This is a genomic window from Brevibacterium linens, from assembly GCF_003999335.1.
Classification (GTDB): domain Bacteria; phylum Actinomycetota; class Actinomycetes; order Actinomycetales; family Brevibacteriaceae; genus Brevibacterium; species Brevibacterium linens.
The window spans coordinates 2,879,409-2,891,273 of the sequence record NZ_CP026734.1 but is presented as its reverse complement, the minus strand read 5'-3'; the positions used below and the strand labels follow the sequence as shown (position 1 = coordinate 2,891,273).

Below are 11,865 nucleotides of genomic sequence, written 5' to 3'. Positions count from 1 at the left end.
CTAAGTTTGCTCAAGCGGAGGGGCGAAGGTGGAGTTCCGGACGATCCGTGCGGGATTCTGTGCTGAGACCCCGCACGGGGCGTCCGGAACTCAGCGAGCGTGGTGCCTCGCACTTGCCGTTCCTCTCTCCTTGCGCAGAGCTTCGGGTCGAGGCGCAGGCTCTTCTCCTTGCGCAGAGCAGCGGGTCGAGGCACAGACTCTCGTAGACTGACTAAATGTCGTTGAGCCGCAGCTTCCGAGTGCTGTGGGGAGCCAATGCACTCTCGAATCTCGCGGATGGCCTGGCCTTTGTCTCGATGCCTCTGCTCGCTGCGTCATTCACCGATGACCCGCGAATCATCGCTGGTTTGGCTACCCTCTATGCGGTCGTCCGCCTCTTCGTCGCATTGCCTATCGGTGTTGTCGTGGATCGACTTGAACGCCGGAAACTGATCGTCGTTGCCAATCTTCTGCGGGGACTCGCGCTGCTGGGATTCGCGCTCTCATTGCAGTTCGGGCTGTCGTCACTTGTCGCGCTCTACCTTGCCATGGCGGTGGTGGCCGCTTTGGAGAGCACTGCGGACAACGCTGCCGTCGCAATCCTGCCGTCGCTGTTCGACCGTGGAAGATTGGAGGCAGCAAATGGAAGAATCGCCGCTGCGCAACTCGTCGCCGATGAATTCGTAGGACCTCCGTTAGGAGGACTTCTCATTGCGATCGCAGCGTCAGCGCCGGTCTTCGCAATGGGAGGACTGTGGTCAGCAGCGGGTCTGATCGCTTTGGCTCTGCCCGCCCGCCGGGCCCGACGCGAACACGACCTGTCGTCACAGCAGCGGATCGCCGGGAGCTTCCCCTCGCCCATGGAGATGTACCGCGAATCCATGGACGGCCTTGCGTGGCTGGCTCGTCACAAACTCGTCGGTGGGCTTGCTCTGATCGGTGCCCTAGCCAGTATCGGATACATGCTGGCGTTTTCGATCCTCGTGCTGATCGCCCGAGACCGGCTCGGACTCGGTGAGACAGCCTATGGTTTCCTCCTCGCGTTCTCCGCACTCGGCGGTCTCCTCGCAACCTTTGCAGCACCCGCACTGCGACGCCGACTGGGCGCGAAATGGACCATCGCCGCGAGTCTTCTGCTCGGAGCGCTCTCGCTGGGTGGGCTCACATTCACAACAGACCCGCGGATCGCAGGAGCCTTATTGGCCGTCTACATCTTCCACGCGGTCGTATGGAACATCTGCTCGACTTCGCTCCGCCAGAGGCTCGTGCCCGATTCGCTGCTGGGAAAGGTCGGCGGCGCGACTCGCGTCATGGGGCTGTCCGGACTTGCCATCGGCTCCTTGGCGGGAGGCCTTCTGGGCACAATCAGCCTGATGATTCCTGTGGCCACAGCCTCTGGAGTCTTCGTGATCTGCACGGTCCTGGCGGCGGTGCTGATCGACGACGAATCGTTCTGTGAGGATTGATCCATGCGCCCAACGAGCGGCAGATCTAGGTCAGCATCGGATACTTTCCGGCGACAAAAGTATCCGATAGCGACCCATATTTGCTGAGGCGAAGCGGTAAAGGCCGAGTTCCGGACGATCTGTGCGGAATTATGCCTCGGGACTCCGCACGGGGCGTCCGGAACTCGGGAGCCGGATCCGCCATGAACGTCTCACGATGTTGGACAACACACCTGCATGTGACGAAGGCCACTCAGCGCTTTTCTGCCCGATGCGCCCGTAGTGCGAACAGCCTCCTTGCCGCATGAGACCTGGGCGCGGGCACGGTCTTGCCCGACGGATGCGCGACGCCCGTAGTTGTCGGATCGGCGAAGACTCTCTTCGCCAACCCGGAAAGTTAGGGTAGGTTTCCCTAATGCGAGCCGCGCTTCGCGGTGCGCATCATCGAAGGAGGAAACCTCACAGTGACGACTTCTCTGCTCTATGACACCGAAGCGACACCCACCTCAGCACCCCTTCAGACCCCCGAAATCCCCCACCCGGATGCCGTTGGCACCGTCAGCGCGAGTCGATGCCGCTCGGCACGACGAGCTCCTCAAGCGACCGGATGCGGCCCAAGCCGAGATGGGAACCGGGCGAAACATGGGGCCGGGATGGATCAACGTGAGCGCAGAGTCTGTCCGTGATGACGAACAGTTGGCGTTCTGGATCAAGACCGCCATGGACTTCAACCGGGCAGTGACGAGCCTGCCGGACTGATCCCGGGGACCGTTGACGCGGCCGCTATCTGCCGACCGCTCACCTCAGCGACACTGCAGCGAGCTATGCGGCGCGCGGTCGGTGCGGACTTGAGCGGTCGATGCGATGCGACCGAGCCGATGTGTGCGGTCGGCGCTGAGTTGAGCGGTGGGTGAGGCGCCGAAGTCCGAACACCGCGATCGCCGAGGTGGGGCTTCGCAGCGGAGCCCCACCTCGGCGAGTGCGTTCATCCTTCACCTCAGCGGTTAGTATCATTCCAACGGTTGCCTGCGCGTCGCTGCGCAGAGTCACGAATCGGTCCTCAGACTCAAAGGTGCGCACATGGCGAAGCAGAACGATCGGCCGACCCTGGCCACGGTCGCTGCCCGCGCCGGTGTGAGCATCAAGACGGCCTCCCGCGTCCTCAACGGCGAAAAGCACGTTGCCGCCTCGACCGCGGAGAAGGTCGAAACCGCCGCAGAAGAACTCGGATTCCGACTCAATTCCACAGCCCGGCGCTTGCGTGCCGGAGGCCGCTCACCCTATATCGGCGTGGTCCTCTCCGATGCCGGGGACGCCTTTCAGGCTCGTGCCTTCGCCGCCGTGGAAGCCGAACTCGCAGCCGTCGACCTGCGCCCTGTAGTGACCGTCGTCGGTGACGATCCCGACCGGGAGGAAGCCTTCCTCGACGAATGCCTCGCCAACGATCTGACCGGGATCATCGTCATCCGCGCCCACCCCGAGGCGGCCGAGACCTACGCACGAGCCGCCTCGGCGCCAGGCACCAGAATCGTCTCCCTGGACCCGGCGGTCGACAGTCCCGGCATCGGCATCGTCGCAGGTGATGACCGTGAAGCGGGACGCCTCGCGGCCGAGCAGCTGCTCGCACACGGACACATGGCACTCGGCGTCATCGGAGATCAATCGCCCAGCCTCATCACCACCCGCCGCCTGCAGGGAATCCAGGATGCCGTCGCCGGCCGTCGCGGTGTCGGCTGGCGCGCGTATATGCGCGAAGACGCCCACGACGAAGCCAGCGCAAAGAACGTCGTCGCCGCCTGGCTCGGCTCCCGCAGCGCCCCCGGTGCCCTCATCACCCTCTCGGCCACGCTCACGCAGGGCGCCATCGATGCCTGCCGCCGCCTCGGCGAATGGCCGGCCCTGGTGGGCATCGACGATTTCCCCACGGCCGAACTCCTCGACGTCACCGTCGTCGATCGCAACGTCGAGTCCTTTGCCGCCGAGGCGGTCCGCAGGCTCCGGGCCGGTGCGGAACCCAGCGGTGCGGGGGTGGAACCCAGCGCTGCCGGGGCCGGCGGGGGCCGCCTCGGTGAGGGAAACGGCCCGATCGCGGCGGAGACGATGGGGCATTGTCGTGTCGACGACAGCGTGCCCGATTTCGACAACGCGCTGTGCGTCATCGCTCGTGGCAGCGGTGAAGAGCCGCCGGACACCCGCTGAAAACTTTTGTCGAAACAGTTGACAGCAGACGGCGTTGAGCGAATCATATTCAACAGCCTGACAACGTTGTCAGATTGATTGAAAGGTTCACAATGAGGCACAACCTTAAGTCCCACAAGAAGCTGGCGCTCTTCGGCGCCTCGGTCGCGATCGGTGCTCTTGCACTCAGCGGCTGCGGCAATCAGAAAGGGCAGGGAAACGACGAGGCGGACAGCGGATCCGGCGGCGACGGAGACGTCACGATCGCACTGCTGCTGCCCGAGTCGAAGACCACCAGATACGAGTCGCTCGACAAACCGAACTTCGAGAAGTACCTCAAAGAGGCCAATCCGGATGCGAAGGTCGAATACCGCAACGCCAATCAGGATGCGACCCAGCAGCAACAGCAGTTCGAAGCCGCAGTGACCGAAGGTGTCGATGCCATCGTGCTCGACCCAGTCGATGCCTCAGCGGTGGCATCGGCGCTGTCGAAGGCAGAAGCGAAGAAGATCCCGGTCATCTCCTACGACCGTTTCTTCGAGGGCGCGGACTACTACACCTCGTTCGATAACAAGAAGATCGGCAACCTCCAAGGCCAGGCCGTGCTCGACGGGCTCAAGGAGGCCGGAGTCGACCCGAAATCGGGCCCGGTGTGGATGGTCAACGGTGACCCGAAAGACCCGAACGCCGCGGACTTCAAGGCCGGTGCCGAAGAGACTCTCAAAGGTGCCGGCGTCGATATCGCCGCCAGACATGACACCCTCGACTGGAACCCCGACGACGCCCGCCAGTGGGTCGAAGGCCAGCTGCAGGGCGACGGTGAGAAGCCGATCGCCATCTACGCGGCCAACGACGGCACCGCCGGCGGCGTCATCGCCGCGACGAAGAAGGCCAAGGTCGAAACCGTGGTGACCGGCCAGGACGCTGAGGTCGACGGTCTGCAGAACATCCTCAAGGGTGATCAGTTCGCCACGATCTACAAGTCGATCCCACCGCAGGCGGAGTTCGCCGCCAAGGCCGCTGTGGCTCTGGCTGCGGGCGAGGACGTCGAAGCGAGCACGACCTACAAAGACACCCCGACGGACTTCGTCGAGGCCAAGGTCGTGACCAAGGACAACATCAAGGACATCGTCGGCGACCAGATCAAGGCCTCTGATATCTGCACGAGCAAGGTGGAGAAGCTCTGTGCCGATGCCGGCGTGAAGTGAGCACGTGCGCGCTCACGATCTGATGCGACCGACCTCGAGCCGGCGACCATCACCGGTCGCCGGCTGCCGGGGTCAACGACTGCGACAAGTAGGAACAGATGACACCAGAGACACCTGACCAGGCATCTGCGGCGACGCGGACGCCGGGCAGCGACAGCGAGCCGGTGCTCGAACTGCGCGGAATCAACAAGCGATTCGGTGCCGTTCAGGCACTGACCGACATCAATCTCAGCGTCGGCCGCGGCGAGGTCGTCGGCCTTGTCGGCGACAACGGCGCCGGCAAATCGACGCTGATCAAGGTCATCGCCGGAGTCCATGCCGCCGATGAGGGCGAGCTCATCATGAACGGAACGGCGCAGAGGTTCTCCTCCCCGAAGGACGCGCAGAGGGCCGGAGTGGCCACCGTGTTCCAAGACTTGGCCCTGTGCGAGAACCTCGACGTCGTCGCCAACCTCTTCCTCGGACATGAGAAGACCCGCGGCGGAGTGCTCGACGAGGTGTCCATGGAGGCCAAATCCTGGGAGCTGCTGCGCAGTCTGTCAGCGAAGATCCCGAGCGTGCGAGTGCCGATCGCGGCCCTGTCCGGCGGTCAGCGTCAGACCGTCGCGATCGCTCGCTCGCTGCTGGGCGAACCCTCCCTGGTCATGCTCGACGAGCCGACGGCGGCGCTCGGTGTCGCCCAGACGGCCGAGGTGCTCAACCTCATCGAACGGCTGAAGGAACGTGACCTCGGGGTGCTGCTCGTCAGCCACAATATGGCTGACGTGCAGGCTGTGTGCGAGCGGGTGCACGTGCTGCGCTTGGGCAAGGACGCCGGTGACTTCCCTGGCGACGAACGCACGGACGTGCTCGTGGCCGCGATCACCGGGGCCAGCGACAACGTCGTGACCAAGCGTGCGGCACGGAGGGGTGAGCGTCGATGACCCGCAATTCCTTCATCACCGACGAACGGATCTCTCACGAAGGCGTCGTCGGAACGTTCCTGCGACGGGTCAAAGAGGGCCAGCTCGGATCGTTCCCGGTCATCTTCGCCCTCATCGTCATCGTCATCGTCTTCCAGACGGCCGACTCGAATTTCATCTCTCCGGCCAACCTCGTCAACCTCTCCACCCAGGTCGCATTCCTCGCGATACTTGCCCTGGGCATCAACCTCATCCTGCTCCTCGGCGAGATCGACCTCTCCCTGGCGCAGTTGGGCGGATTGGCCGCCTCGCTGCTCGGTGTTCTGGTGGTGAGGCAAGGTGTGCCGCCGGCCCTGGCGCTGGTCATCATGCTGCTGCTCGGCCTGGTCGTCGGTGCGATCCAGGGCTGGTTCTTCGCCGTCGTCGGCATCCCGGCGTTCGTGGTGACCCTGGCCGGCTTGCTCGCGTTCACCGGCCTGACGCTGACAACCCTGGGTACGCAGAAGAACCTGTCGATGTCGGACACCTTCGCCTTCGACTTCGCGAGCTTCTATTTCCCGGCGATCTGGGCCTATGTCTTCGGTGCGATCGCGATCATCGGATTCGGCGTCGGCATCATCTATTCGAAGTTGCGCCGCCACCGGGAGGGTCTCAGCGCTCCGAGCTGGACTTCGGTGATCGTGAGGATCGTCCTGCTGGCCGCGATCGTGTTCGGCTTCCTCATCCTCGTCAATCAGGACTTCGGTCTGGCGATGCCGTTCTTCCTCATGATCGTCATCGCGATCATCATCGACCTCGTGCTGCGCAAGACCCGTTATGGTCGTTCGATCTACGCCGTCGGCGGCAAGGTCGAAGCCGCCCGGCGTGCCGGCATCCGCGTGACCTGGGTGCGCATCAGCGTGTTCATGGCTGCCGGAGTGCTGGCCGCTCTGTTCGGATTCATCAAGACCGGAGTGACGACGAACGCGGGATCGACGCTGGTGAGCACGCAGGACCTGCTCAACGCGATCGCTGCGGCCGTCATCGGCGGCACCTCGCTGTTCGGTGGTCGCGGAACTGCCTGGGCGGCAGTGCTCGGCGCACTGGTCGTCGGCGCGATCAACAACGGTCTCTACCTCATCGGCTTCAACTCCGATGCACAGCAGATCATCACCGCGCTCGTCTTGCTCACCGCCGTCGTCATCGATGCGCTCAGCCGCCGAGGCCAGAGGTACGTCGGGCGCGGGTAGTGCCGGGTCGGCGGCACAGGGGCGTCCGCTCAGCGCTGAGCGCTCAAGTTGTCGTCGACCTCTCGGTTCCGCAAGAGCTCCCTCTGCCGACCGCTCGCCTGAGCGTCGAGCGCGCAATGCATTGCTTGATACAGCGACGTCAAGTCGAGCGGTCGGCACTGAGCATCCAAGGAGTCGCCGTGCCTCAGTCGGGCTGATACAGTCGAAGCCAATGACATGGGGTGCCTCACGAGGATCCGTTCGCACCGAAGAGCTGCGCACGGAGGACACCGAGGCTGAGAGAACACCCATCGAACCTGATCTGGGCCATACTAGCGAAGGGATCGTCATGGTTGACTTCGACCTGCGTTCTGCGAATGCGCGACTGCGCGCAAGCAATCCACTCATCCAATGCATCACGAACACCGTCGTGCAGCAGTTCAGCGCGAACGTGCTCCTGGCTGTCGGCGCCTCCCCGGCGATGCTCGACCACGAAGCCGACGCCGGACAGTTCGCCGGAATCGCCAGCGGAGTCCTCGTCAACTTCGGCACCGCCTCCAACCACCAGCTGCTCGCCGCCGATGCCGCCATCGACGTCGCCAACGCCGCCGGCAAACCCTGGGTCCTCGACCCCGTGAGCGTCGGCGCCGTCGACTTCCGCACCTCCCGCATCCGCCGCGCCGCCGCCGATCACCCCACCGCCATCCGCGGCAATGCCTCCGAGATCGCGGCTCTCGCCGGAGTCGGACTCGGCGGTCGTGGAGTCGACTCCACCGCTGAAGTCGATGCCGTCCTCCCCGCCGCCGCAAAGCTGGCCAGGGAAACCGGTGCGATCGTCGCCGTGTCCGGACCCACCGATGCCGTCGTCGCCCATATCGACGGCACCGTCCACGTCGCCCGCATCACCGGCGGACATGAGTTCATGCCGATGGTCATCGGCACCGGGTGCTCTCTCGGTGCCGTCACCGTCGCCTACCTGGCTGCCGCCCGGGCAGGACTGGCCGACCCCGACGCCGATGCCTCGGCCGTCAACGCCACGGACGGGTCCGCGAACGGTGGGGCCGCCTCGGCGAGGTTCGAAGCCGTCATCGCCGCCCACGCGCACTTCGCGGTCGCCGGTGAACTCGCCGCCGATGGTGCGAAGGGGCCGGGAAGCTACTCGGTGAACTTCCTCGACGCGCTCCACGCCGTCGACGGTGACCGACTCGCGCAGGCGAGAATCAGCCTCGACACGCTCACTTCTGCGAATGAAACCGCCGGCGAAAGCGTCCAGGCATGACCGCCGGATCCGCCCACATCGCTGACAACCCGAACGGCGCCGCCGCTAACGGCGCCGCCGCGACCGATGGAGCCGCCGCGACCGACCGCGCTGCCGCGACCGACCGCTTCGCCGGAATCGACACTCGCCTCTACCTCGTCACCGACTCCGCGCAATGCGAAGCCGCCGGTCGCAGCGTCGCCGAGACCGTGCAGGCCGCCGTCGCCGGGGGAGTGGGCATCGTCCAGGTCCGCGACAAGGACATCGACGACGCAGGGTTCTACTCGCTCACCCGCCAGGTCATCGCCGCCGTCGACGCCGCCACCCGCGGCACCGACCGCACGGTTCCCGTCGTCCTCAACGACCGCGTCGAGGTGGCCCGCCGCCTCATCGACGAAGGCGAGACCGTGCACATCCACGTCGGCCAAACCGATGCCACCGTCGCCGAGGTGCGCGCCGCCCTGGGTGCGGCACCGCTCATCGGTCTCTCGGCCGCCAACAGCGACGAATTCGCCGCCGCCCGCAACTCCGGAGTCGTCGACCTCGTCGGCATCGGACCGGTCTATGACACCTCCACGAAAGCCGACGCCCCCGACGGCATCGGACCGGACCGCCTCGGCGAGCTGGCGGCAGAAGCCGGAATCCCCGCCGTCGCCATCGGCGGTATCACCGCCGACCGTGCCCCCGACCTGCACGGACGTGGACTGATCGGAATCTGCGTGGTCTCGGCGATCTGCCTGGCCGAGGATCCGAAGTCGGCGGCCGAAGAGCTGCTCGCCGCTTTCACCGGGAGCGACCAGTGACGACCCGCCCGCCGATCACCTTGTCCATCGCCGGCACCGACCCCTCAGGCGGCGCCGGGATTCACGCCGACCTCAAGACCTTCACCGCGCGGAAGACTATGGGCACGACCGTCATCACCGCCCTCGTCGCGCAGAACACGCACGGGGTGTCGCGCGTCTATCCGATCGACGTCGATTTCGTCGCCGATCAGTTCGAGTCCGTGCTCGGCGACCTGCCCGTCGATGCGACGAAATCGGGGATGCTCGGCAGCCGTGACCTCGTCGAACTCGTCGTCGCCCGCGCCGCCGAAGGCCGGCTCGGCTTCTTCACCGTCGACCCGGTGATGATCGCGACCTCCGGCCATCGCCTCCTCGAGGCCGATGCCGTCGACGCCGTGCGCACCCACCTGCTGCCCGTCGCCGACCTCATCACCCCCAACCTCCCCGAGGCGGCCCTGCTCATCAGCGATGACGAACCCGAAGCGCAGACGACCGAAGCCATGCGTGACCAGGCCGGGCGCCTGCTCGAGCGCGGGCCCGGAGCGGTCCTGCTCAAGGGCGGACACGGTAGCGATGACGAGGTCATCGACATCCTCGCCACGAGCGACGGTCAGGTCCGGGAGTTCACCCACCCCCGCGTGACGACGATGAACACGCACGGAACAGGGTGCACTCTCTCGGCTGCGATCACCGCCGAGGTGGCCGTCCTCGGCCGTGAACGCGCAGCTGCCGCCGGGGGACCTGCCGATCCGGCGGCCCCGACCGGGGAAGATCGGTCACGCGCGGCGATCGGGTCCGACCTCCTCGGCGAGGCTGTCGGCAATGCCCTCGATTTTCTCGCTCGCGCCCTGAACTCGGCTGCGGACTGGCAGCTGAGTCTGGATCCGGAGGGCGCCCACGGACCCGTCGACCACCAGGTCGACATCGTCCGCGATCGACCCGCCTGAGGTATCCATCCCGCCTGACCACCACCTCACCGGAAGCGCCAACTCACTCGAACCGCCACGTCATACGAATCACCACGTCACACGAGCACAAAGAAGTTCCCATGACCGTCACCTTTACCGCCGGCCCACTGACCACCCAGCTGTGGGACCGCGTTCGCCCCATCGTCGAGCAGATCGAAGCCCTGCCGTTCCTCGCCCAGCTCGCCGACGGCAGCCTCGGTCCGAAGGCGTTCGCCAATTACATCTCGCAGGACAGTCTCTATCTCAACGGGTATGCGAAGGCCATGTCGTTCCTGGCCGCGAAGACCGTCGACCGTGACGAATCCCGATTCTGGGCAGGCTCCGCCGCCGAGGCGATCACCGTCGAAGAGGAGATGCACGCAGAGCTGCTCGCCGACGCCCGACTCGCCTCGGCGCTGGAGGAGCTCACCGCGGAAGGCTCCCGTTTCAAGGCCTCCCCGACGACGCTGGGTTACGTGTCCTTCCTCGTCGCCAACGCCGCCAGCCGATCCTACGGCGAAGGCGTGGCCTCAGTGCTGCCCTGCTTCTGGGTGTACGCCCATATGGGCAAGGTGCTTGTCGACCGGGCCGGGCAGATGGCCGACGACCACCCCTACCGCACCTGGGTGCAGACCTACGACTCTCCCGACTTCGACGAATCGACCCGCCACGCCGTGCAGATCCTCGAACAGGAACTCGCGAAGGCCCCGAGCGAGGAATCCGCCCGCATGCGAGCCGCCTTCGAACAGGCCTGCGTATACGAACTCCACTTCTGGGCGTCGGCCCACGCGATGCAGAACTGGGACGTCTCCGTGTTCCTGCCCCAAGAAGTCACCGTCTGACCCCGGGGAGCATCGGATCTCCCTCGCCGAGGCGGCCCTGACCTCTGGTCGGTCACCCCGGTGGGAGGGCGGGAGCGTTCCCACCCCTGCGGTCGGGATGGACCGCAGAGTCACCTCGGCGGGGTGGCCGTCGCCGACGACGCGGTCACCTCGGCGGGGTGAGTCTGCGGTAGAAGCGCCAGACGGCGAGTCCTGTGGCGACGAGGAAGACAGCCGTCGGCACGACGGTCAGCCATTCCGGCATCGTCGCCGAACGTGCTGTCTCCGCGATGATGACGAGGATGGCTGCGATGAGCAGTGCGGTGAGTCCGGCGGTGATGTGCAGGAGTTCCATGAGGCAGTCGACGAGGTAGGTCTTGTCGCCTCGCTCGATCCAATACTCCTTGTGTGGGGCATTGATGAGCGAGATCGGCAGCTTGGCAATCAACGGCCGGATCGACATGAGGGTGGGCAGGCCGAGCCCCACGGGCACGAAGATCCCCAGAAGTCCGGCCTTCGACGTCCAGTCATCGGGCTGACCGCCGGAATCGAAATGGGTGGCCACGGTGTCCGGGGCCTGCACCCAGAACCAGACGCAGAACCCGAGGAAGACGAGGATCGAGAGACACGCAAAGATGAGCGCGGCGGTTCCACTCGGTGGGTTCCGATGCGGTTGAGAACGGGAAGGCATGTTGTCACTCTAACAACAGCTGTGCGCAACTGGCCTGCGGCGATCGTCCGGGAGGTTCGCTCTGACTGAGGTGACGGAGGTTCGCCCCGACTGAGGAGGCAGAACCTCAGGCGCGGGATGCGCCCGAGGGATCCTCCGGGTAGGGAGTGAGCGGTCCGAAGGATCCGAGCACATGCCAACCGCGGCGCAGGGCGGTCCAGAGGAGCACATGATCGACCTCGATGAGGGGCACTCGGTCATGCTTCGGGCAGGCGTATCGTCCGATGACGAAGACGATCGTCGCGAACATCACTGCGATCATGAACAGAATCAATAGATCCATGGCGGCCCCCTCACACCCTGAGACGAATGCGTCTCTTTCAGTCTCGCCCCAAAGTACCGAGAAAGATAGGGGTATCCCACCTGGTGAGCGCGAAGGTGATCAAAAGCACGCCGGAGTGAGACGA

11 protein-coding genes and 1 riboswitch are annotated in these 11,865 nt (G+C 65.3%); of the genes, 9 read left to right on the top strand and 2 right to left on the bottom strand.

The features are described from left to right. The first annotated feature begins 215 nt into the window (after window positions 1-215). From CXR29_RS13075 to CXR29_RS13030, 9 genes are all read left to right on the top strand, one after another. Window positions 216-1,445, top strand: a complete 1,230-nt coding sequence (locus CXR29_RS13075; RefSeq protein ID WP_127364739.1) for an MFS transporter — start codon at window positions 216-218, stop codon at window positions 1,443-1,445. Window positions 1,446-2,504: 1,059 nt separating this feature from the next. Continuing rightward, window positions 2,505-3,623, top strand: coding sequence for a LacI family DNA-binding transcriptional regulator (locus CXR29_RS13065; RefSeq protein WP_101554152.1), 1,119 nt, complete (start codon window positions 2,505-2,507; stop codon window positions 3,621-3,623). 92 nt (window positions 3,624-3,715) lie between these two features. After that, entirely contained in the window at window positions 3,716-4,810 is a 1,095-nt protein-coding gene (locus CXR29_RS13060; protein WP_127364738.1) for a substrate-binding domain-containing protein, read from the top strand. 98 nt (window positions 4,811-4,908) lie between these two features. Next, window positions 4,909-5,733 (top strand): ATP-binding cassette domain-containing protein, encoded by an 825-nt coding sequence (locus tag CXR29_RS13055; RefSeq protein WP_101554150.1) that lies wholly within the window; start codon window positions 4,909-4,911, stop codon window positions 5,731-5,733. After that, window positions 5,730-6,941, top strand: a complete 1,212-nt coding sequence (locus CXR29_RS13050; RefSeq protein WP_101554149.1) for a sugar ABC transporter permease — start codon at window positions 5,730-5,732, stop codon at window positions 6,939-6,941. The genes CXR29_RS13055 and CXR29_RS13050 overlap by 4 nt, the downstream gene beginning before the upstream one ends. 207 nt (window positions 6,942-7,148) lie before the next feature. After that, window positions 7,149-7,282: riboswitch (TPP riboswitch) on the top strand. After that, window positions 7,270-8,199 (top strand): hydroxyethylthiazole kinase, encoded by a 930-nt coding sequence (gene thiM, locus CXR29_RS13045; protein WP_127364737.1) that lies wholly within the window; start codon window positions 7,270-7,272, stop codon window positions 8,197-8,199. It overlaps the preceding riboswitch by 13 nt. After that, a complete protein-coding gene (gene thiE / locus CXR29_RS13040; RefSeq protein WP_127364736.1) occupies window positions 8,196-8,981 on the top strand; it encodes a thiamine phosphate synthase in 786 nt (261 codons plus the stop codon). The genes thiM and thiE overlap by 4 nt, the downstream gene beginning before the upstream one ends. After that, window positions 8,978-9,907, top strand: a complete 930-nt coding sequence (gene thiD, locus CXR29_RS13035) for a bifunctional hydroxymethylpyrimidine kinase/phosphomethylpyrimidine kinase (RefSeq protein ID WP_127364735.1) — start codon at window positions 8,978-8,980, stop codon at window positions 9,905-9,907. The genes thiE and thiD overlap by 4 nt, the downstream gene beginning before the upstream one ends. A 101-nt stretch (window positions 9,908-10,008) precedes the next feature. After that, on the top strand, window positions 10,009-10,749 hold the full coding sequence (locus CXR29_RS13030) for a TenA family protein (protein WP_127364734.1): 741 nt from the start codon (window positions 10,009-10,011) through the stop codon (window positions 10,747-10,749). Between the two features lie 145 nt (window positions 10,750-10,894). Here the strand turns inward: CXR29_RS13030 and CXR29_RS13025 are convergent, their stop codons facing one another. Then, window positions 10,895-11,419 (bottom strand): DUF1648 domain-containing protein, encoded by a 525-nt coding sequence (locus CXR29_RS13025; protein ID WP_127364733.1) that lies wholly within the window; start codon window positions 11,417-11,419, stop codon window positions 10,895-10,897. 106 nt (window positions 11,420-11,525) lie between these two features. Further along, on the bottom strand, window positions 11,526-11,741 hold the full coding sequence (locus CXR29_RS13020) for a hypothetical protein (RefSeq protein WP_127364732.1): 216 nt from the start codon (window positions 11,739-11,741) through the stop codon (window positions 11,526-11,528). Window positions 11,742-11,865: the final 124 nt, after the last annotated feature.

Excerpts from the sequence above, each read along its gene's own strand:
- CXR29_RS13020 (WP_127364732.1), bottom strand. The coding sequence starts at position 11,741 with ATGGATCTATTGATTCTGTTCATGATCGCAGTGATGTTCGCGACGATC.
- CXR29_RS13030 (WP_127364734.1), top strand. The coding sequence starts at position 10,009 with ATGACCGTCACCTTTACCGCCGGCCCACTGACCACCCAGCTGTGGGAC.
- CXR29_RS13050 (WP_101554149.1), top strand. The coding sequence starts at position 5,730 with ATGACCCGCAATTCCTTCATCACCGACGAACGGATCTCTCACGAAGGC.
- CXR29_RS13055 (WP_101554150.1), top strand. The coding sequence starts at position 4,909 with ATGACACCAGAGACACCTGACCAGGCATCTGCGGCGACGCGGACGCCG.
- CXR29_RS13025 (WP_127364733.1), bottom strand. The coding sequence starts at position 11,419 with ATGCCTTCCCGTTCTCAACCGCATCGGAACCCACCGAGTGGAACCGCC.
- thiM (WP_127364737.1), top strand. The coding sequence starts at position 7,270 with ATGGTTGACTTCGACCTGCGTTCTGCGAATGCGCGACTGCGCGCAAGC.
- CXR29_RS13060 (WP_127364738.1), top strand. The coding sequence starts at position 3,716 with ATGAGGCACAACCTTAAGTCCCACAAGAAGCTGGCGCTCTTCGGCGCC.
- CXR29_RS13075 (WP_127364739.1), top strand. The coding sequence starts at position 216 with ATGTCGTTGAGCCGCAGCTTCCGAGTGCTGTGGGGAGCCAATGCACTC.
- CXR29_RS13065 (WP_101554152.1), top strand. The coding sequence starts at position 2,505 with ATGGCGAAGCAGAACGATCGGCCGACCCTGGCCACGGTCGCTGCCCGC.
- thiE (WP_127364736.1), top strand. The coding sequence starts at position 8,196 with ATGACCGCCGGATCCGCCCACATCGCTGACAACCCGAACGGCGCCGCC.